Consider the following 20,154-nt stretch of genomic DNA (forward strand, 5'->3'; position numbering starts at 1 on the left):
CGCACGCCCCTTTGCGGCATTGTGCGCCCCTGACGGTCTCAGGTGATAAGGGGGCGGGACCCGCTCGGGGGTGCGCGGACGGCCCTCTGACCGATTTGGCTGTGAAGCGACCGGCTCGGTCTTAACAGCGTCATATGTGATAGGTGTGCGGGGGTGTTTCAGCGCGGTCCGGTCGGGCAGCCGCGCAGGAGAAACGTAGGCGAACATTCCGGATCTAGGCAGAAGTGAAGTGACGTCGAGCGAGAGGCGATGAGCGTGGTGCTCAAGGTGACCGAGGCGGCGCAGGGTGACTGGGCCGTCGTGCGGGCCTCCGGCGAGATGGACCTCGTGACGTCCCCGGCGCTGCGCCAGCAGGTGCACGACGCCGTCGCCGACGGCAGACACAGCGTCGTGCTCGACCTCTCCGAGGTGTTCTTCTGTGATTCCAGCGGGGTGGGCGTGCTGATCGCCGCCCGGCGGCTGATGCGCTCGTGCCAGGGGCGGCTGCGGCTGATCCTGCCCGCGCGCGGCGCCGAGGACGGCTCGCACGTGAACCGGGTGCTCGCGGCGCTCGGCGTGCGGCGGCTGTTCGAGGTGTACCCGGACGTGGCCGCGGCGGTCGACGACGACGCGACGCCGCTGTCCGCGTAGCCCCGTCGGCATATGTCGCGGAAACTCTCCGGTCCTGCCACAAACGTGCACTTCGGGCCCCCTGCACCGCTGTTCGACGTACGCTCGCAGGCGTAGACCCCATCGACGTGAGAGGCGGCTCATCAGCATGGACGAGCGGAGGATCGCTGCCCGGTTCGCCGGCTTCGACCAGGACGGCAACGGCTACATCGACCGCGAGGACTTCTACGCCGCCGCGAAGGCGCTGCTCGCCGAGTTCGATGTCACGGCGCGCTGCGACAAGGGGCAGGACCTGTTCGCCGGAGCCGAGGCCTTCTGGCAGGGCATGGCGGGGATCGCCGATGTCGACGGGGACCAGCGGGTGACCCGCGGCGAGTTCGTGACCGGGGCCGTGAAGCGGCTGCGGGACAGCCCGGAGCGGTTCGCCGAGATCGCGCGGCCCTTCCTGCGGGCCACGATCGCTCTGGCCGAGCCCGATCGGCGGGACGGCGGGGTCGGGGTGGCCGCTGCCGAGCGGGTGTTGCGGGTGCTGGGAGTCGAGGGCGGGGTCGCCGCTCAGGCCGTGGCATCTCTGGACGCCGACGGTGACGGGCGGGTTTCCGAGGACGAGGCCGTTCGCGGGTTCGCGCTGTACTTCACCGTGCCGGAGTGACGGGGGTCGTTGTCGGGCCCCGGCCGGTGGCCTCTTCTCGCGCAGTTCCCCGCGCAACTACCGGGGAGCGTAGCGCTCCCTCAGTTTGTACTTGAGGACCTTGCGCAGCGTCTCGTTGCGCGGGAGCGCGTCCAGGATCTCCAGTTGTTCCGGGAGCTTGAACGTCGACAGGCCCTCGCCGCGCAGATAGTCCGTGACCTCGGCGAGGGTCAACTCCGCGACCCCGGGTGCCAGTTCGAGGACGGCGCAGACGCGCTCGCCCCGCTCGGGGTCCGGCAGGCCGACGACCGCCGCCTCCTGGACCGCGGGGTGCGCGTGCAGCAGGTCCTCGATCTCCTTCGCCGAGATGTTCTCGCCCTTGCGGATGATGATGTCCTTCGCGCGGCCGGTGAGGACGAGATGGCCGGTGGGCAGGACGTGGCCCAGGTCGCCGGTGACGAGGAAGCCGTCCGCGTCGAAGGCGTCCGCCGACTGCGCCGGGTCCAGGTAGCCCTGGCAGACCGCCTCGCCGCGCAGCCGCACCGCGCCGTCGACACCGGCCGGTACGGGCCTGCCGTCCTCGTCGACGATCCTGATCTCCATGCCCTCCGGCGGGCGGCCCTCCGTCGTCGCGAGGTTCTCGGCGGTGTCGTCCGGGGCGCCCATCGTGATCATCGGCACCTCGGTCATGCCGTAGCCGTGCGTGAGCTGGACCTCCATCTCGCGGACCACCGAGTGGTACACCTCGGGCGGCTTCGGGGCGCCGCCGCCCGCGAGGAGCCGCAGCGTCGGGATCACCTTGCGGTCCGGGTCCTTGCGCTGCTCGGCCAGGAACATGGAGTAGAACGCCGTCGAGCCGCCCGCCACCGTCACCCCGTGCCGCCGGTACTCGCCCAGCGCGTCGGGCAGCGCGAACTGCTCGAACAGCACCGCGGGGAAGCCGTACAGGAGCAGCATCACCGTGTAGTCGGGGCCCGCTATGTGCGCGTAGGGGAAGGCCATCGAGCCGACGTCGGACTCCGACAGGCGCAGCGCGTGGGCCAGGCAGGAGCCGCCCGCGATCAGTGAACGGTCCGTGTGGAGCACGCCCTTGGGGTCCGAGGTGGTGCCCGAGGTCCAGTAGATCCAGCGGACGTCCGTGCCGGACGCGGGCGGCGCGGGGAGGCGCGACGGGTCGGCCTCCGGCAGGTCCTCGTACGCCTCGAAGACGCCCTTCGCGCCGAGCCGGCGGGCCATCTCCGTGTGGTCGAAGCCGCGCCAGACGCCGGGCGTCGCGAAGAACTCCGCCTTCGACTCGCGCAGCGCGAAGCCGACCTCGCGGTCCCGGTAGAACGGGATGACGGGCGTCTGGACCGCCCCGAGCCGGGCCAGCGCGAAGGTGAGCACGGCCGTCTCGATCCGGGTGGGCAGCTGCCAGGCCACCACGGTGCCGGGGCGCACCCCGCGCTCGTACAGCCCGGCCGCGACCCGCTCGGCGCGGTCGCGCAACCCGCCGAAGGTCAGGGCGCGTTCGCCCTGGAGGAACACCGGGCGGTCGGGGGTCAGGGCGGCGCGGCGTTCGACCAGTTCCCAGAGCGTGCGGGAGTCGCCCAGGGCGTGTGCGGTGTCCGTCATCTGCGTACCCTTCCGAGCCGGCATCGTAACTGACGACCTGTCAGATGTGAGGGAGAGCGTAAGTCCGTGCTTCTTGTCGGTCCAGGGGTGCGGGGCTAGCCTGACATCTGACGGGTCATCAGAAACGTACGGATCGTACGGATCGTTCGATGGAGGGGCTCAGCACTCATGACGGAACTGCCGCGCATCGTCAGCGTCGACGACCATGTGATCGAACCGGCCCATCTCTTCGAGACCTGGCTGCCGGCCAAGTACCGCGACAAGGGGCCCAAGCCGCTCACCGCCGGAATCGGCGAACTCGCCTATGTGGCGGGCAAGTACCAGATCGCGATGGACCCCGACGGGCCGCCCGCCGACTGGTGGATCTACGAGGACCTGAAGTTCCCGTACAAGCGCAACATCGCCGCCGTCGGCTTCGACCGGGACGACATGACGCTGGAGGGGATCACCCGCGAGGAGATGCGGCGCGGCTGCTGGGACCCCAAGGCCCGGCTCGCCGACATGGACCTCAACCACGTCGAGGCCAGCCTCTGCTTCCCGACCTTCCCGCGCTTCTGCGGGCAGACCTTCGCCGAGGCGCACGACAAGGAAGTGGCCCTGGCCTGCGTGCGCGCCTACAACGACTGGATGGTCGAGGAGTGGTGCGGGGACAGCGGCGGGCGGCTGATCCCGCTGTGCATCATCCCGCTGTGGGACGTGGACCTCGCCGTCGCCGAGATCCGGCGCAACGCCGCGCGCGGGGTGCGGGCCGTGACGTTCTCCGAGATCCCCACCTACCTCGGGCTGCCGTCGATCCACTCCGGCTACTGGGACCCGTTCTTCGCCGTGTGCCAGGAGACCGGGACCGTGGTCAACATGCACATCGGGTCCTCCTCCCAGATGCCCGCCGCGTCCCCCGACGCGCCGCCCGCCGTCCAGGCCTCGCTCAGCTTCAACAACGCCATGGCCTCGATGATGGACTTCCTCTTCAGCGGCGTCCTCGTCAAGTTCCCGACGCTCAAACTCGCCTACAGCGAGGGCCAGATGGGCTGGATCCCGTACGCGCTCGAACGCGCCGACGACGTCTGGGAGGAGCACCGGGCGTGGGGCGGGGTGCGCGACCTCATCCCCGAGCCGCCGTCCACGTACTACTACCGGCAGATGTTCTGCTGCTTCTTCCGCGACAAGCACGGCGTCGCCTCGCTGGACGTCGTCGGCCGCGACAACGCGACCTTCGAGACCGACTACCCGCACGTCGACTCGACCTTCCCGAACACCAAGGAGGTCGCCCTCGACCACGTCAAGGGCCTCGACGACGAGACCGTCTACAAGCTGATGCGCGGCAACGCCATCCGCATGCTCGGCCTCGACCTGGACCGGGACCGGTAGCACCCGTGGACCTCACCTACACCGGCGAGGAGGAGGAGTTCCGGGCGCGGCTGCGGGAATGGCTGGGCGGGGTGCTGCCCACGCTGCCGGCCAAGCCGTCGCCCGGCGACTGGCCGGGACGGCGCGCCTACGACACCGGCTGGCAGCGGCGGCTGTACGACGCCGGGTACGGGGACGTGCACTGGGACGCCTCGCCGACCACCCGGCTGATCTTCCTGGAGGAGACCGAGCGGGCCGGCGCCCCGTACGTCGGCGCGAACTTCGTGGGGCTGCTGCACGCGGGCCCGACCATCGCCGCCGAGGGCACGGCCGCGCAGCGCGAGCGGTGGCTGACGCCGGTGCTGCGCGGGGACGAGGTGTGGTGCCAGGGGTTCAGCGAGCCCGGCGCCGGATCCGACCTGGCGTCCCTGCGGACGAAGGCGGTGCGCGACGGCGACACGTACGTCGTCAGCGGGTCGAAGATCTGGACCTCGCACGCCGAGGTCGCCGACTGGTGCGAGCTGCTGGTGCGGACGGAACCCGTCAGCGCCGAGGTGCCCAAGCACCGGGGGATCACCTGGCTCGCGATGCCGATGGACGCGCCGGGCATCACGGTGCGTCCGCTGCGCACGCTCGCCGGGTCCACGGAGTTCGCCGAGATGTTCCTCGACGAGGTACGGGTCCCGGTGGACAACCGGGTCGGGGCGGAGAACGACGGCTGGCGCGTGACCATGGTGACCCTGTCGTTCGAGCGCGGGACCGCCTTCGTCGGGGAGGTCGTGGCCTGCCGCAGGGTCCTCGGCGAGCTGGCCGCCCACGCGAAGAAGAGCGGCCGCTGGGACGACGCGGTGCTGCGGCGCGAACTGGCACTGCTCACGGCGGAGTTCGGCGCCCTGTGGCGGCTCACCCAGTGGAACGTGAGCGAGGCACAGGCGAGCGGCGGCGTGCCGGGGGTCGGCGGGTCCGTCTTCAAGCTGCGCTACTCGCACGCCCGCCAGCGGCTCTACGACGTCGCCGCCGGGGTGCTGGGCGGCGCGGGCGCGCTGGACGCCGGGCAGGAGTGGACGCTCGACCGGCTGTCGTCGCTGTCGTACACCATCGCCGCCGGAACCTCCCAGATCCAGCGCAACATCGTCGCCGAGCGCATCCTCGGCCTTCCCAAGGGCGGACGGTGAGCGGGCCGTGCACTTCCAACTGACCGAGGAACAGCGAGCCTTGCGGGACGGCACGCGCGCGCTGCTGGCCGGGCGGTTCGGGCGCGACGCGTTGCGGGCGGCCGTCGACGGGGCCGGGCTGGACCGGGAGCTGTGGCGGGAGCTGGGCGCGGCCGGGCTCTTCGGCCTGTGCCTGCCGGAGGAGTCGGGCGGTGTCGGGCTCGGCCTCGCGGAGGCGGTGCTGGTCTTCGAGGAGTGCGGCCGGGCCCTGGTGCCGGGGCCGCTGGTGGCCACCTTCCTCGCGGCGGGCGAGGTCGAGGGCGCCGCGACGGGCGAGACGGTCGTGACGACGCCGTACAACGGGCTCGTGCCGTGGCTCGACGCGGCGGACGTGGCGCTCGGCGACACGGCGGGTGCCGAGCCGCTGAGCGCGCCGGTCGACCCGCTCACCCCGCTGCACCGGCTGCCCGGCGGCGAGCGGACGCGCCCGCCGTGGCGGGCCACCCTGCTGTACGCGGCCGAGCAGCTCGGCTCGGCCGGCCGCACGCTCGACATGGCGGTTCAACACGCCCGGGAACGCGAGCAGTTCGGACAGCCCGTCGGGGCCTTCCAGGCAGTGAAACATCTGTGCGCAGAGATGCTCGTACGGGTCGAAGTCGCCCGTGCGGCGGTGTACGCGGCGGCCGTGACCGGGGACCCCGTCGAGGTCGCCGCGGCCGAACTGCTCGCCGACCAGGCCGCCGTCCAGGGGGCCCGCGACTGCCTCCAGGTGCACGGCGGCATGGGCTTCACCTGGGAGGGCGACGTTCATCTGCATCTGAAGCGGGCCTGGACGCGGGCCGAGTTGGGCGGCCGGGCGCGCGACGCGGAGGAGGCGCTCGCGGCGTCGCTGTGACACCGCACGGGCATGCCCTGCTGAGAGGTGTACGCACAGTGACGGTGTGTTGATATCGGGTTGTGTCCTTCGCGTGGCTCGTCACGCGGTGGAGTCGGTCTCCGGCTCCGGTACCTTGTGGCAGATGCGAGTGGTGCTGAAGCCGGGCGACAGTGCCGGTGTTGCCTCCGAGGCGGCGCCGGGGCGGCGAATGCGCGCCGCTCGCAGCCCATGGCGGTGCAGCACGCCCGCCTGTTCGACCCCCCGCGAGGCGCGTCGCACAGTATGCCGTACGGGTACTCCTTCGCGCTGGAATATGCCCGAAGCGCTTGTTGGGGTGACTGTACGTCAACCATGCTGTGCGGCAAGGGGGTCACGGTCCGTGATCTTCCGTAGTGGCCGGCAAGGTCAGTGGCGCGAGGCAGAACTCCAACGGTCCCGCCGGATTCGGATGGTGTGAGCGGTGCAGGTGCTTCAGGTTCAACTGGAGGTCGGGGCCGACCCTGCAGAGGTGGGGCGGGCCCGTAGGTGGGCGCGGCAGCGTCTCGCCGGCTCGGGCGTGGATCCCGACGAGCCGGCCGCCGAGACGATGATCCTGCTCATCTCCGAGCTGGTGACCAATGCCGTGGTGCACACCGGGCGGCCGGCCGTGCTCCGGATGGTGCTGCCGTGCGCCGAGGGGGCGTGTCCGGGCACGGTGCGGGTGGAGGTCGCCGACTCCAGCACCCGCCCGCCGGCGCCCCGGCACGCCGAGGGCGAGGAGACGAACGGGCGGGGTCTCGAACTCGTCGACGGACTCGCCGACCGCTGGGGCTGGCGCGCCGAGGGGGCGGGCAAGGCCATCTGGTGCGAGATCGACCGCTGTTCCTCCGCCGCGGGGTCCGGCTGGTCGGCGGGGGCCACTGCGCCGGGTGCGCTCCGTCCGAGTGCTTCTGTGAGCGCCTGAAGATTGTGCGCATAAACCGCAAATACCCGTACGGCTGTTGACGTGTTGTGTCCGTTTGGTCACGCTTGTGGATGGCGAATCGCCGCGAGGGGACGTCGAGGGCCCTTGTGACGGGGGCCCTCGGCGAGGAATCCCGGGTGCGCCGTGGAGGTGCTTGTCCGTTGCGGGGTGGCGGTTCGTCGTGGCTGGTCGCGCAGTTCCCCGCGCCCCTGGAGTCGCCCCTCCGGGGCTCGATCAGAAGACGGCCACCGGGGCCACCGGAGTTCCCGTCGCGCCCTTGAAGGGCTCCGGCATCGCCGAGAGCAGGAAGCTGTGGCGGCCCGCTTCTCCACAGGCTGTGGACAGGGATTCCAGATTCCAGTTCTGGCCCTGGAGCATGCCCATCTCGACCAGGTCGAGGGCGTGCACGGGGAGCCACAGGTCCTCGATCTCCGGCGGGAAGATCTCGAAGGTCAGGGTGTCGTTGGCGACCGCCGCCACGTCGCGGGCGTGGAACCACTCGGGGGTGCGCACCGACAGACCCGGCGAGGGATAGCCGTAGCCGTGCTTGTCGCCCGCCAGGTACACCTGGATCTGGCCGGTGCGGACCAGGACGATGTCGCCGGCCCGCACCTCCACGCGGCCGAACTCGGCCGCCTCGTCGAGATCCTGGGGGGTGACCGCATGGTCCCCGGGGAGCCGGTCCAGGCCCTTCGCCGCCGCCACGTCGAGCAGGACACCGCGCGAGACGATGTACGGGGCCTTGTCGATGCCGCCGAACTCGGCGCCGCCGTGGGCGGTGATGGTGTCCGCCGGGCGGCCGTTGTAGAGGCGGCCCGAGTGCGAGACGTGGGTGAGGGCGTCCCAGTGGGTGGCCGCCTGGAGCCCCATGGTCACCGCGTCGTCGCTGCACGCCACCGTGCCGGGGCCGAAGATCTCCTGGTTGATCTGCACCATCGAGTGCAGCGGATTGATCCGGCCGGGGATCAGCCCCGACTGGACGCCGTCCTCCTTCAGGGGCAGCGCGAGCGGCACGCGGCGGCCCGTGCGGACCTCGGCGGCGGCCTCCCGGACGACCTCGTCGGTGACGAGGTTGAGGGTGCCGATCTCGTCGGCCTCTCCCCAACGCCCCCAGTTGTTCACGCGTTTGGCGATGTCGTGGAACTCGGCGGGCAGGGGCATCGGGCCTCCCGGGTGTCGTGCGCCTGTTGTGTGCCAGGTCTTGTGTTCCGGTATCTGACGGGTCGTAGAATCCGACCGGAAGCAAAATCTAACGGGTCGTCAGAAACCGCGGGAAGGGGCCGGGCATGGGGAACTTCTTGGCAGGCAAGGTCGTCGCCGTGACGGGGGCGGGGCGTGGCATCGGGCGGGCCGTGGCCCTCGCGTGCGCCGCCGAGGGCGCCAAGGTCGTCGTCAACGACTACGGGGTGTCGATCGAGGGCGGCGAGCCGACGTCCGAGATCGCGCTCGGTGTCGTCAAGGAGATCGAGGCGGCCGGCGGGGAGGCCGTCGCCGTCGCCGACGACGTGTCGACCATGGCCGGCGGGCAGCGGATCGTGGACACGGCCGTGGAGGCGTACGGGCGGATCGACGGGGTCGTCTGCGTCGCCGGGATCCTGCGCGAGCGGATGCTCTTCAACATGTCCGAGGAGGAGTGGGACCCGGTCGTCGCCACCCACCTGAAGGGCACGTTCACCGTCTTCCGGGCCGCCTCCGCCGTCATGCGCAAGCAGGGCACCGGCACCCTCATCGGCTTCACCAGCGGCAACCACCAGGGCTCCGTCGCCCAGGCCAACTACAGCTCCGCCAAGGGCGGCATCATCTCGCTGGTGCGCAGCGCCGCGCTCGGCCTGCACAAGTACGGGGTCACCGCCAACGCCGTGGCGCCCGTCGCCCGTACCCGCATGTCGGCGAACGTCCCCATGACGCTGAAGGAGATCGGGGAGCCCGAGGACGTCGCCGCGTTCGTCGTCTACCTGCTCAGCGACCGGGCCCGCGAGGAGAGGATCACCGGCCAGGTGTACACCGTGGCCGGGCCGAAGATCGCCGTGTGGGCGCAGCCGCGCGAGCTGCGCGCCGGGTACGCCGAGGGCGGGTCCTGGACGCCGGAGAAGATCGCAGACTTCCTCCCCGGCGCCGTCGGCACCGACCCGATGCCGCTCCTCGCCCAGCTGGAGGAGATGGCGCGGGCGGCGGCCGCCAAGGAACGGCCCAACCAGTAGCGGACGGGGTGGCGGGGCGTGGAGTTCGGGTTCGGGGACGACGACGAGACCTTCCGGGGCGAGGCGCGGGCCTGGCTGACCGAGCACATCCGGGCACATCCCGGGATCGCCGGGCGCGGCGGCCCCGGCAGCGAGCACGAGGCGGCCGGTGAACGGCGCGCCTGGGAGCGCGAGTTGGGCTCCGGCGGCTGGATCGGCATCGGCTGGCGTGAGGGCGGCTACGGCAACCGGGTCGCGACCCTCACCCAGCAGGTGGTGTGGGCCGAGGAGTACGCGCGGGCCCGGGCGCCCGGCCGCCACGGGCACATCGGCGAGAACCTGCTCGCCCCCACCCTGCTCGCCCACGGCACCGAGGAGCAGCGCCGCCGCTTCCTGCCGCCGATCGCGCGCGGCGAGGAGCTGTGGTGCCAGGGGTACAGCGAGCCCGGCGCGGGCTCCGACCTCGCCTCGCTGCGCACCGCGGCCGTGCGGGACGGCGACGGGCGGTGGCGGGTCAGCGGCCAGAAGGTGTGGACGTCGCTCGCGCACCAGGCCGACTGGTGCTTCGTGCTGGCCAGGACCGAGCCGGGCTCGCGCCGCCACCACGGGATCTCCTTCCTCCTCGTCCCCATGGACCAGCCCGGCCGCATCGACGTACGGCCCATCCCGCAGCTCACCGGCACCAGCGAGTTCAACGAGGTGTTCTTCGACGGGGCCGTCGCCGAGGACGTCGTCGGCGGGGAGGGTGGCGGCTGGCGGGTCGCGATGGGGCTGCTCGGCTTCGAGCGCGGGGTGTCCACGCTGGCCCAGCAGGTCGGTTTCCAGGAGGAGTTGAGCGCCGTCGTCCGTGACGCGGTCGCCTCCGGCGCGGTACGGGACCCGGTCGTCGCGGACCGGATCGTGCGGCTCTGGGCCGAGCTGCGGACCATGCGGTGGAACGCGCTGCGCACCCTCGGCGGCGCCGAGGACGCGGGCGCCCCCAGCGTCGCCAAGCTGCTGTGGGGCGGCTGGCACCAGCGGCTCGGGGAGCTGGCGCTGCGGGTGCGGGGCGCCGCCGCGGCCGCCGGACCGCACGACTGGGCGCCCGACGCGCCGTACGAACTCGACGAACAGCAGCGGCTGTTCCTGTTCAGCCGGGCCGACACCATCTACGGCGGCTCGGACGAGATCCAGCGCACGATCATCGCCGAGCGCGTGCTCGGCCTGCCCAGGGAGGCGTTGTGAGGGGTGTGGTGTTCGACGGCCGGCAGACCGTCGTGGTCGACGACCTGGAGATACGGGAACCAGGGCCCGGGGAGGTGCTGGTGGCCGTCGCCGCGGCCGGGCTGTGCCACAGCGACCTGTCGGTGATCGACGGGACCATCCCGTTCCCGCGGCCGGTCGTGCTCGGGCACGAGGGCGCGGGCGTGGTGGAGGCCGTGGGGGCGGGGGTGACCCATGTGGTGCCGGGCGACCACGTCTCGCTGTCCACCCTCGCCAACTGCGGCACCTGCGCCGAGTGCGACCGGGGGCGGCCGACGATGTGCCGGAGGGCGATCGGCAGGCCGCAGCAGCCGTTCTCGCGGGGCGGCGAACCGCTGTACCAGTTCGCGTCGAACTCGGCGTTCGCCGAGCGGACCGTGGTGAAGGCCGTCCAGGCGGTCAAGATCCCGAAGGAGATCCCGCTGACGTCCGCCGCGCTGATCGGGTGCGGGGTGCTGACCGGGGTGGGCGCCGTGCTCAACCGGGCGCGGGTCGACCGCGGGGACTCCGTCGTCGTCATCGGCACCGGCGGCGTCGGGCTCAACGTGCTCCAAGGGGCCCGGATCGCGGGGGCGTTGCGGATCGTCGCCGTCGACTCCAACCCGGCGAAGGAGGAGGTGGCGCGGCAGTTCGGCGCGACCGAGTTCCTGACCGACGTGGGCGCCGTGCGCGAGGTGCTGCCCGACGGCGCCGACCACGTCTTCGAGTGCGTGGGGCGGGTGGAGCTGGTGCGGGCCGCCATCGATCTCCTCGACCGGCACGGGCAGGCCGTGCTGCTCGGGATGCCGGCCGCCGACGCCGAGGCCTCGTTCGTGCCCGCCGCGCTGTTCCTGGACAAGTCGGTCCTCGGCTGCCGCTACGGCTCGTCGCGGCCCCAGCGCGACATCCGGCTGTACGCCGACCTCTACGCCGAAGGGCGCCTGCTGCTCGACGAGTTGGTGACCCAGGTCTATCCGGTGGAGGACTTCGGCAAGGCGGTGGCCGACGCCGAGGCGGGGCGGGTGGCCCGGGGGGTGCTGACGTTCTGAGCGACTTCCCGCCGCCGCGGGGTGGGGCGTCGACGGTGGCCGCCCTTAACGTCGGGGGATGAGCTACCGCCTGCTGTTCCGCGAGTCCGGCACGTCCGTACCGGCCTGGGCCCTCGTGGCCGTCGGCGCGCGGATGCCGGTCGCCATGGCGCCGCTCGCGCTCGTCCTCCTCGTACGGGAGCGGCCCGGTGGCTACACGCTGGGCGCGGTGCTCGCCGCCGTGTACGTGGTCGGGGAGATCGTCGGCGCACCGCTGCTCGGCACCCGGATGCGGGCCGAGCGGGCCCGGCCCCAGCTGGCGGCCGGGCTCGCGGTGGGCGCGTGCGGGTTCGGCGCGCTCGGGGCGCTGCACGGGGCGCCGCCCGTGCTGCTCGGGGTGTCCGCCTTCGTCGCGGGGGCGGCGCCCGCCGCCGCGCCGGGCGGGCTGCGGGCGCTGCTGACCGCGCTGGTGCCGGAGCGGGCCGTTCAGCAGGCGATGTCGTTCGAGTCGATGCTGACGTTCGGGGTGTGGGCGCTGGCGCCCGCCGCGACGGCGTGGCTCGCGCTGTCCGTGGCGCCGTGGGTGCCGCTGCTGCTCGCCTGCGGGCTGATGGCGCTCTCGGTGCCCGGGCTGTGGCTGCTGCCGGCCGGGTGGGCGGCCGGTGGTGATGCGGGACGGCGGCCGGGCGTCCGGGTGCTGATGCGGGCCTGGCCCGTGTACGTCACCGGGGCGGCGAGCCTGTCGCTGCTCGCCATGGCGGAGCTGATCCTGCCCGCGCTCCTCGAACAGCGGGGCTTCGGGGTGGGCCTGGCCGGGCCGCTGCTCGCCGGATTCTCCGTCGGGTCGGCGGTCGGGGCGTTCGTGTACGGGCTGCGGGCGTGGCCGGGGCCGCTGCCGACGCAGGGGCTCGTGCTGGTGCTCGGGGTCGCGGCGTGCGTGGCCGGGATCGCTCTGGTGCCGTGGGCCGGGGTGATCGCGGCGGGGCTCGTGGTGGCCGGGGTGTTGCAGGCCGGGGCGATGCTGACGCGGAATCTGATGCTGCGGGAGGTGCTGCCGCCGGGGGCGCTGGCGGCGGGGTACTCCGTCATGTACGCGGCTGTGGGGGCCGGGTATGCGGGGAGTGGGTCTTTGGCGGGGGTGTTGTTGCGGGTGGTGTCGCCGGGTGGGGCGGTGCTTTCGGGGGTGGGGGTGACTGTGGTGCTCGGGGTGGTGGGGTTCTGGGGGGAGCGGCGGTCGCGTGGGGCGGCGGGGGCCTCCGAGGAGCCCCCCGCGCCCCGAAAACCAGTGGTCACGCGCGCCTCTCGTCGTGGCCGGTCGCGCAGTTCCCCGCGCCCCTGAGAGGCCTGCGGCCTTCAGGGGAGGCTGCGCGGAGCGCATGCCTCAGGGGCGCGGGGAACTGCGCGAGAAGCGGCCACCGGCCCGCGGACGAACGACGACCTGGGGCCGGATCAGCCCGCGGCGCGGAAGGTGCGGCGGTAGGCCGTGGGCGTGACCCCGAGAGCCGACTGGAGGTGCTGCCGCATCGACTGGGCCGTGCCGAAGCCTGATTCGGCGGCCACCTGGTCGATGGACAGGGACGAGGTCTCCAGGAGGTGGCGGGCACGCTCCACCCGTTGGCGGGTGAGCCACTGGCCGGGGCTGACCCCGGCCTCCTCCCGGAAACGCCGCGTGAACGTCCGTACCGACATGGCCTCCTGCTCGGCCATGTCCCGCAACTGGATCGGCTCGTGGAGATGGGCCAGCGCCCACGCCCGCGCCGCGACGGTGGTCGCCAACTGCGGTTCGGGCACCGGGCGTTCGATGTACTGGGCCTGCCCGCCGTCCCGGTGCGGCGGGACGACGGTGCGCCGGGCCACGTCGTTGGCGACGGCCGCGCCGTGGTCCCGGCGCACGATGTGCAGGCACAGGTCGATCCCGGCCGCGACCCCCGCCGAGGTGAGGACGTCGCCGTCGTCGATGAACAGCACGTCGGGATCGACCCGCACCGAGGGGAACATCCGCTGGAACGCGTCGGCGTCCGCCCAGTGCGTTGTCGCGGGCCGCCCGTCGAGCAGCCCCGCGGCGGCCAGCACCCAGCTGCCGGTGCAGATGGAGACCAGCCGGGTCCCGGGCCGGATGTGGGCCAGCGCCGCTGCGAGATCGGGGGTCAGGCGCCCCTCCTCGTAGACAGGACCCAGCTCGTAGGAGGCCGGGATCAGGACCGTGTCCGCCGCCGCCAGCGCCTCGGGGCCGCGCTCGACCAGGATCGAGAAGTCCGCCTCCGCCCTGACCGGCCCGGCCGCGCGGACGCCGCAGGTCTGCACCTCGTACAGCTCCTCGCCCGAGGAGCCGCGGGCGCGGCCGAAGATCCGCTGGGGGATGCCGAGTTCGAAGGGGATCACGCCGTCGAGGGCGAGCACGACGACGCGGTGCCGGGGGGCCGGTGAGGCGGTCATGGCCCGATTCTAACGAATGCTGTCATTCGGGCCACTGGTCCGGCCGGTACGGGTACCCGAAGCTGGCTGTCGTGACCACGACGCAGACTTCCGAACCCCTCGACGCCCCCACCGGGGCCACCGCCGGCCGGCCGGGCGCCCGCTGGGCCTGGGCCGCCGCCGCGGTCACCTTCGTGACGATCATCGGCGCCGCCGCCTTCGCCTCGCTGCCGGGCCTGCTCATCGAGCCGCTGCACGCACCGGTCACGCAGGGCGGCTTCGGCTGGTCGCGCGGCACGATCGGCTTCGCCGTGTCCGTGAACCTCGCGCTGTACGGGCTCACGGCGCCGTTCGCCGCCGCGCTCATGGACCGTTTCGGCATACGCAAGGTCGTGGCGGTCGCGCTGAGCGTCATCGCGCTCGGCTCGCTGCTGACCGTGTGGATGACGGAGGCCTGGCAGCTGGTCCTGTTCTGGGGCGTGCTGGTGGGCCTGGGCAGCGGTTCGATGGCGCTCGCCTTCGCCGCCACCGTCACCAACCGGTGGTTCGTCGCCCGGCGCGGGCTTGTCACCGGCATCCTCACCGCCGCCGGCGCCTCCGGGCAGCTGGTCTTCCTGCCGCTGCTGTCCTGGATCGTGGAGAAGCACGACTGGCGGCCCGCCGCGGTCACCGTCGCGCTGGCGGCGCTCGCCGTGGTGCCGTTCGTGTGGCTGCTGCTGCGCGACCATCCGGCCGATGTGGGGGTGCGGCCGTACGGGTCCGAGGTGTTCGTGCCGAAGCCCGCGCCGGTGCCGGGGGCCGCGCGGCGGGCGCTGGCGGTGCTGTTCAAGGCGGCGCGGACCGGGCCGTTCTGGCTGCTCGCCGGGACCTTCGCGATCTGCGGGGCCTCCACGAACGGGCTGGTCAAGACGCACTTCGTGCCCGCCGCGCACGATCACGGGATGCCGGTGACCGCGGCGGCGTCGCTGCTCGCCGTGATCGGGGTCTTCGACGTGGTCGGCACCATCGCCTCCGGCTGGTTCACGGACCGGTTCGAGGCGCGGCGGCTGCTGGCCGTGTACTACGCGCTGCGCGGCATCTCGCTGGTCTTCCTGCCGGTGCTGCTCGCGCCGGCCGTCCATCCGCCGATGCTGTTCTTCATCGTCTTCTACGGCCTCGACTGGGTCGCCACCGTGCCGCCGACCATCGCGCTGTGCCGGGAGCACTACGGGGAGGACAGCGCGATCGTGTTCGGGTGGGTGCTGGCCTCGCACCAGGTGGGGGCCGCTGTGGTGGCGTTCCTGGGCGGGGTGGCCCGGGACGTCTTCGGGGAGTACGACGTGGTGTGGTACGCGTCGGGTGGGCTGTGCGCGGTGGCGGCGCTGATGGCGCTGGTCATTCGGCGGGGGGCCGGGGCGCGGGTGGCTGCCGCCTGAGGGCGCGGTGTCGGGTGCGGGTCTCGTCGTGGCTGGGTTGCGCAGTTCCCCGCGCCCCTGGGTGGTTCTTCGGGCGCGACCAGCCACCCACCGGGCCGTGGGTGAACGGCGGGCCGGTCAGTCTTCCAGGGTGGCGAAGTGGCCGCGGTGGAAGAGGAGGGGGGATTCCGGGGTGGCCGGGGTGCCCAGGGACGTGATGCGGCCGACCACGATGAGATGGTCGCCCCCGGTGTGCACGGCGTGGATCGCGCAGTCGAGCCAGGCCGCGACCCCGTCGATCCGGGGCGCCCCGGAAACCGGCGCCGCGTCGTACTCCACCCCCGCGAACTTGTCGGCCCCGCTCACCGCGAACCCCTGGCACAGCCCGCTCTGACCGGCGGAAAGAACGTTCACACAGAAGGCGCCCGCGCGGGCGATCCGGGGCCAGGTCGTCGACGTACGGGCCACCATGAACACCACCAGCGGCGGATCCAGGGAGAGCGAGGCGAAGGACTGGCAGGCGAAACCGGCCGGGCCGTCGGGGCCGGTCGCCGTGATCACGGTGACGCCGCTCGCGAAGGTGCCGAGCACCCGGCGGAACTCGGCCGGGTCGACCGGCGCCCGCTCGTCGTCGCCGACGGCGCGCAGGTCCGGGCGGGGCAGCGCCTCCACGGGCCCGGACGAGGTGGGGGAGCCGACGGACCTGAGGTACCGGACGACAGTGGCCGCCATTCCTGCGTGTCCCATCATGGACCCATTGAAACTGACGGCCCATCAGATAGGAAGGGGTGTGCCGGAGAGGCAAGAGATTCCGAATTCAATCAACAGTCTGTTTATGCTCGCCGGGACCCGCCCGACCTGCCCGGAGTACCCCAGTGAGCACCCCGCCGCCCCGCCCGCACCCTCTGCACGCCCTGCGTGCCACCACCTTCGCGATCGGCGCCCTGCTGCTCCTGGCCGGGGTCGGGGTCCTGCTCCACCAGCCGCTGCTGATACCCCCGGTCGCGGCCAGCGCCGCGCTGGTGCACGGCGCGCCCGGGCTGCCGATCTCCCAGCCGCGCAACCTGGTCGGCGGGCAGCTCCTCGCCGCCTGCGTCGGCTTCGCCACCCACGCGGTGACCGGCAGCACCACCTGGGGCGCGGCGATCGCGGCCGGGCTGTCGCTGGGCGCGATGATGCTGACCCACCTGTCGCACTCGCCGGCCGCCGCGACCGCCGTGATCGTGGTGCTGCAGGGGCCGTCCCCGTGGCCGTTCCTGCCGCTGCTGGCGCTCGCCACGGTGCTGCTCGTGGCCATCGGGATGCTGCCGGGGCGGATCGCCGGTCATGCGGTGCGGTACCCGCTGGCCTGGTGACAGGGGGCGGTCCTATCGGCCCTCGTACGTGGGTGAGCGCCGCTCCACGAAACTCGCCACGCCCTCCTGCGCGTCCCGCGTCGTCATGTTGATCTCCTGGGCCGTCGCCTCCGCCGCGAAGGCCGTCGCGCGGTCGCTGTCCAGGGAGGCGTTCACCAGATGCTTGGTGAGGGCGTGGGCGCGGGTCGGGCCGGTGGCGAGCCGCTCGGCCCACTCGCGGGCCGTCGTCGCCAGGTCGCCGTCCGGGACGACCCGGTTGACCAGGCCGAGGGCCTGGGCGTCGGCGGCCGGGACCGCGTCGCCGAAGAACATCAGCTCCTTGGCGCGCTGCGGGCCGATCAGGCGGGGCAGCAGATAGGCTCCGCCGCCGTCCGGGACCAGGCCGCGGCGGGCGAACACCTCGATGAAACGGGCCGACTCCGCGGCCAGGACCAGATCGCAGGCCAGGGCGAGGTGGGCGCCTATGCCGGCCGCGGTGCCGTTCACGGCGGCGATCACCGGTTTCTCGCAGTCGAGGATCGCGGCGATGAGGCGCTGGGCGCCCTGTCGGATGGTCCGGGCCACGTCGCCCGGGATCCGGTCGTCGGGGGTGGGGGCGCCGCGCAGGTCGGCGCCCGCGCAGAAGCCCTTTCCGGTGGCGGTGATGACCACCGCGCGGAGGGTGGGGGTGGTGGTGGCTTCGTCGAGCAGGGTGATGACGCGTTCGCGTTGGTCCCAGGTGACGGCGTTCATGGCCTCCGGCCGGTTGAGGGTGATCCAGGAGACGCCGTTCTCGATGCGGTGCAGTACCTGTTGGTCCAGAGGTGCGTCTGCCATGCCGGGTCCGTTTCGGTTCGGGGCGGGTGGGGGTGCGTTGTCGGGCGCGGGTCTCGTCGTGGCCGGCCGCGCAGTTCCCCGCGCCCCTGTTGGGTTGTCATTCGTCTGCGGCCCGGTGGCCGCTTCTCGCGCAGTTCCCCGCGCCCCTGAGAGGCCTGCGGCCTTCAGGGGAAGCTGCGCGCAGCGCATGCTTCAGGGGCGCGGGGAACTGCGCGAGAAGCCCCACCGGGCCGCGGACGAGGTACGACCCAGAGGCGCGGGGGAACCACGTCACCGGCACACGGCCAGCGCGTCCAGTGCCACGGCGCCCTGCCCGCGTGGCAGCACCATCAGCGGGTTGATGTCCAGCTCGGCCAGATCGGCGCCGAGTTCCAGAGCCATGCGCTGGACCCGGAGAACGACCTCCACCAGGGCGTCGATGTCCGCCGGAGGCGCCCCCCGGACCCCGTCGAGCAGCGCCCGCCCCCGCAACTGGTCGAGCACCGCCCGGGCCTGGTCCTCCCCGAACGGCGGCACCAGCACCGCGGTGTCCCGCAGGACCTCGACCAGCACCCCGCCGAGCCCCACCGTCACCGTCGGCCCGAACAGCTCGTCGTGGGTGACGCCGACGACCATCTCCACGCCCCGCTCGACCATCTGGCAGACGAGGACCCCGTCCAGGTCGATGTTCTCGTACCGGGCGATGTCGGTCAGCTCGCGGTACGCGTCCCGTACCTGACTGGCCGACGTCAACCCGACCTTCACCAGGCCCAGTTCGGACTTGTGGGCGAGCTGCGGCGCCGACGCCTTCATGACGACGGGGTAGCCGACGAGCGAGGCGGCGCGGACGGCCGCCGCGGCGCTGGTGACCAGCTGCTCGCGCGGCACCCGGATCCCGTACGCGCGCAGCAGCTGCTTCGCCGCGTGCTCGCTGAGCTGGTGCCCGGGGCGCATCAGGTTCTGCGCCTTGCGGAAGGACGGCGACGGGCCGCGCGGGGCGTCCTCGAACGGGGAGCGGTAGGCGGCCGTGAAACGGTGGTGGGCGAGATAGGCGCGGACGGCCCCGACGCAGTTGCCGAACGTACGGAACGTCGCCACCCGCGAGGAGCCGAGCAGCGTCTCCCGGTACGCGGCCTCGGTGCCCACCGGCGAGCCCCACACCACGCAGATCAGCTTGTCCGTGCGCTCGGCCGCGTCGACCAGGTCCCGCGCCAGCTTGTCGCTCATCGGCGGGAACGGGCCGGTGATCGGGCAGATGAGGACGCCGACCGACGGGTCGTCGAGGATCGCGTCGATGATCTTCGGGCCGCGCCAGTCGCCGACCGGGTGCCCGCCGTTGTCGACGGGGTTGGCGACGTTCAGGTACTCCGGTATCCACTGGTGCAGCTCGGACTGCTTGGCGTCGGAGAGGGTGGGGAGCGTGAGCCCGGCCGCTGTCGCCAGGTCGGAGAAGTGGGCGCCGGTGCCGCCGGAGATGGAGTAGACGACCACGCCGTCCGCCTTCGGCGGCTTGGCGCGGGCCAACAGGGCGGCGGTGTCCTGGAGTTCGTCGAGCCCGTCGACCCGGATCACCCCGAACTGGCGCATGGCCGCGTCCACGACCGTGTCCGCCCCGGTCAGCTTCCCGGTGTGGGAGGCGGCGGTGCGGGCGCCCGTCTCGGTGCGGCCCACCTTCACGGCGACGACCGGCACGCCCTCGCGCGCGGCCCGGTCCGCGGCGAGCAGGAACGAGCGGCCGTCCTTGAGCCCTTCCACGTAACAGGCGATGGCGCCGACCTCGGGCCGCTGGGCGAAGTACGAGATGAAGTCGGCGGTCTCCAGGTCCGCCTCGTTGCCCGTGGGCGCCCAGTGCGAGAGCCGGATGCCCAGTTCCTGGAGGGTGAAGACGGGCCGGCCCTGGTGGCCGGACTGGGTGATCAGGGCGATCGCCGGCCCGTCGAGGTCGTCGCGGAACTCCTCGAAGGCGTTGAGGTTGGTGTTGGGGCCGAGCAGGCGCAGGCCGGAGCGCTCGACGGCCGCCGTCAGGCGGGCCTGCGCGGCGGCGCCCTCCTCGCCGGTCTCGGCGAACCCGGAGGCGAAGGCGACCGCGAACTTCACCTTCGTATCCGCCAGTTGCTCGATGACGGGCAGCGGATCGGCGATCAGCAGCACCGCGAGGTCCACCTGCTCCGGCAGGTCGGCGACCGACGCCGAGCAGGGCAGCCCGAAGACGGACGCGCGGGTCGGGTGCACCGGGTACAGGCGGGCGCCGACCCGCTCCGCCCAGGCCATCAGCTGCCGGGTGATCCCGGTGTTGGGCCGCCCCTCGGCGTCCGATGCGCCGACGACGGCGACGGACTCCGGCCGGAAGAACCGGTCCAGGTCCACCACGTCGGCGTGCAGCGGGCGCCCGCTGACATCCACTTCGTCGGAACCGGCCCTGCCGTGCACGGCGGGGCCGGGCTGCTCTCCGCAGGCGATCACGCGGGCCCGGCGGGAGTCGGTGGTCAGGGTGCCGTACGTCGATCCAAGCATCGCTCCGCCCGCTCCTCCTGTGTGACAGCAACGACAGCAGCGGCTGAGGCCCTGAGACTCCGGGCCTTAACTGACGC

Annotated in this window: 18 protein-coding genes; 12 read left to right on the plus strand and 6 right to left on the minus strand. The window is 72.8% G+C overall.

Going from position 1 to position 20,154, the window contains the following annotated elements:
- Window positions 1-249: 249 nt before the first annotated feature.
- Together ABII15_RS21795 and ABII15_RS21800 are read left to right on the plus strand one after the other, a co-directional pair.
- Window positions 250-630 (plus strand): STAS domain-containing protein, encoded by a 381-nt coding sequence (locus tag ABII15_RS21795; RefSeq protein ID WP_353943993.1) that lies wholly within the window; start codon window positions 250-252, stop codon window positions 628-630.
- Window positions 631-757: 127 nt separating this feature from the next.
- Complete coding sequence (locus tag ABII15_RS21800) at window positions 758-1,261, plus strand: EF-hand domain-containing protein (RefSeq protein ID WP_353943994.1); 504 nt, start codon at window positions 758-760, stop codon at window positions 1,259-1,261.
- A 57-nt stretch (window positions 1,262-1,318) separates the two neighbouring features.
- Here the strand turns inward: ABII15_RS21800 and ABII15_RS21805 are convergent, their stop codons facing one another.
- Window positions 1,319-2,854: an AMP-binding protein gene (locus ABII15_RS21805; protein WP_353943995.1), complete on the minus strand. Its 1,536-nt coding sequence runs from the start codon at window positions 2,852-2,854 to the stop codon at window positions 1,319-1,321.
- Window positions 2,855-3,022: 168 nt separating this feature from the next.
- On the opposite strand from ABII15_RS21805, the gene ABII15_RS21810 reads away from it, so the two are divergent.
- The 4 genes from ABII15_RS21810 (at window position 3,023) to ABII15_RS21825 (ending at window position 7,175) form a co-directional block, all read left to right on the plus strand.
- Entirely contained in the window at window positions 3,023-4,222 is a 1,200-nt protein-coding gene (locus ABII15_RS21810) for an amidohydrolase family protein (RefSeq protein ID WP_353943996.1), read from the plus strand.
- Window positions 4,223-4,227: 5 nt separating this feature from the next.
- A complete protein-coding gene (locus tag ABII15_RS21815; RefSeq protein WP_353943997.1) occupies window positions 4,228-5,376 on the plus strand; it encodes an acyl-CoA dehydrogenase family protein in 1,149 nt (382 codons plus the stop codon).
- Window positions 5,377-5,383: 7 nt separating this feature from the next.
- A complete protein-coding gene (locus ABII15_RS21820; RefSeq protein ID WP_353943998.1) occupies window positions 5,384-6,250 on the plus strand; it encodes an acyl-CoA dehydrogenase family protein in 867 nt (288 codons plus the stop codon).
- Window positions 6,251-6,692: 442 nt separating this feature from the next.
- Window positions 6,693-7,175 (plus strand): ATP-binding protein, encoded by a 483-nt coding sequence (locus tag ABII15_RS21825; protein WP_353943999.1) that lies wholly within the window; start codon window positions 6,693-6,695, stop codon window positions 7,173-7,175.
- A gap of 234 nt (window positions 7,176-7,409) precedes the next feature.
- On the opposite strand, the gene ABII15_RS21830 is transcribed toward ABII15_RS21825, so the two are convergent.
- Entirely contained in the window at window positions 7,410-8,336 is a 927-nt protein-coding gene (locus tag ABII15_RS21830) for a cyclase family protein (RefSeq protein ID WP_353944000.1), read from the minus strand.
- A gap of 125 nt (window positions 8,337-8,461) precedes the next feature.
- On the opposite strand from ABII15_RS21830, the gene ABII15_RS21835 reads away from it, so the two are divergent.
- From ABII15_RS21835 to ABII15_RS21850, 4 genes are read left to right on the plus strand one after another with little or no spacing between them, the layout of a single operon-like run.
- Entirely contained in the window at window positions 8,462-9,376 is a 915-nt protein-coding gene (locus ABII15_RS21835; protein WP_353944001.1) for an SDR family oxidoreductase, read from the plus strand.
- Window positions 9,377-9,394: 18 nt separating this feature from the next.
- Window positions 9,395-10,579, plus strand: a complete 1,185-nt coding sequence (locus ABII15_RS21840) for an acyl-CoA dehydrogenase family protein (RefSeq protein ID WP_353944002.1) — start codon at window positions 9,395-9,397, stop codon at window positions 10,577-10,579.
- On the plus strand, window positions 10,576-11,625 hold the full coding sequence (locus tag ABII15_RS21845) for a Zn-dependent alcohol dehydrogenase (protein ID WP_353944003.1): 1,050 nt from the start codon (window positions 10,576-10,578) through the stop codon (window positions 11,623-11,625). Before ABII15_RS21840 ends, ABII15_RS21845 begins: the two co-directional genes overlap by 4 nt.
- Before the next feature lie 58 nt (window positions 11,626-11,683).
- Window positions 11,684-12,943, plus strand: coding sequence for an MFS transporter (locus ABII15_RS21850; RefSeq protein WP_353944004.1), 1,260 nt, complete (start codon window positions 11,684-11,686; stop codon window positions 12,941-12,943).
- 110 nt (window positions 12,944-13,053) lie between these two features.
- Here ABII15_RS21850 and ABII15_RS21855 read toward each other — a convergent pair whose 3' ends face one another.
- Window positions 13,054-14,040, minus strand: coding sequence for a helix-turn-helix domain-containing protein (locus ABII15_RS21855; RefSeq protein WP_353944005.1), 987 nt, complete (start codon window positions 14,038-14,040; stop codon window positions 13,054-13,056).
- Window positions 14,041-14,111: 71 nt separating this feature from the next.
- Here ABII15_RS21855 and ABII15_RS21860 point away from each other — a divergent pair, with 71 nt between their 5' ends.
- Entirely contained in the window at window positions 14,112-15,434 is a 1,323-nt protein-coding gene (locus ABII15_RS21860; RefSeq protein ID WP_353944006.1) for an MFS transporter, read from the plus strand.
- Between the two features lie 117 nt (window positions 15,435-15,551).
- On the opposite strand, the gene ABII15_RS21865 is transcribed toward ABII15_RS21860, so the two are convergent.
- Window positions 15,552-16,160, minus strand: coding sequence for a flavin reductase family protein (locus ABII15_RS21865; protein WP_353947148.1), 609 nt, complete (start codon window positions 16,158-16,160; stop codon window positions 15,552-15,554).
- Between the two features lie 128 nt (window positions 16,161-16,288).
- Between ABII15_RS21865 and ABII15_RS21870 the strand changes: the two genes are divergently transcribed.
- The gene (locus ABII15_RS21870; RefSeq protein ID WP_353944007.1) at window positions 16,289-16,768 is read left to right on the plus strand and encodes an HPP family protein; all 480 of its coding nucleotides are present in this window, start codon (window positions 16,289-16,291) and stop codon (window positions 16,766-16,768) included.
- Between the two features lie 12 nt (window positions 16,769-16,780).
- Here ABII15_RS21870 and ABII15_RS21875 read toward each other — a convergent pair whose 3' ends face one another.
- Window positions 16,781-17,584: an enoyl-CoA hydratase-related protein gene (locus tag ABII15_RS21875; protein ID WP_353944008.1), complete on the minus strand. Its 804-nt coding sequence runs from the start codon at window positions 17,582-17,584 to the stop codon at window positions 16,781-16,783.
- A 270-nt stretch (window positions 17,585-17,854) separates the two neighbouring features.
- A complete protein-coding gene (locus ABII15_RS21880) occupies window positions 17,855-20,077 on the minus strand; it encodes an acetate--CoA ligase family protein (RefSeq protein ID WP_353944009.1) in 2,223 nt (740 codons plus the stop codon).
- Window positions 20,078-20,154: the final 77 nt, after the last annotated feature.

This window comes from Streptomyces sp. HUAS MG91 (assembly GCF_040529335.1).
In the GTDB taxonomy this organism is placed as follows: domain Bacteria; phylum Actinomycetota; class Actinomycetes; order Streptomycetales; family Streptomycetaceae; genus Streptomyces; species Streptomyces tabacisoli.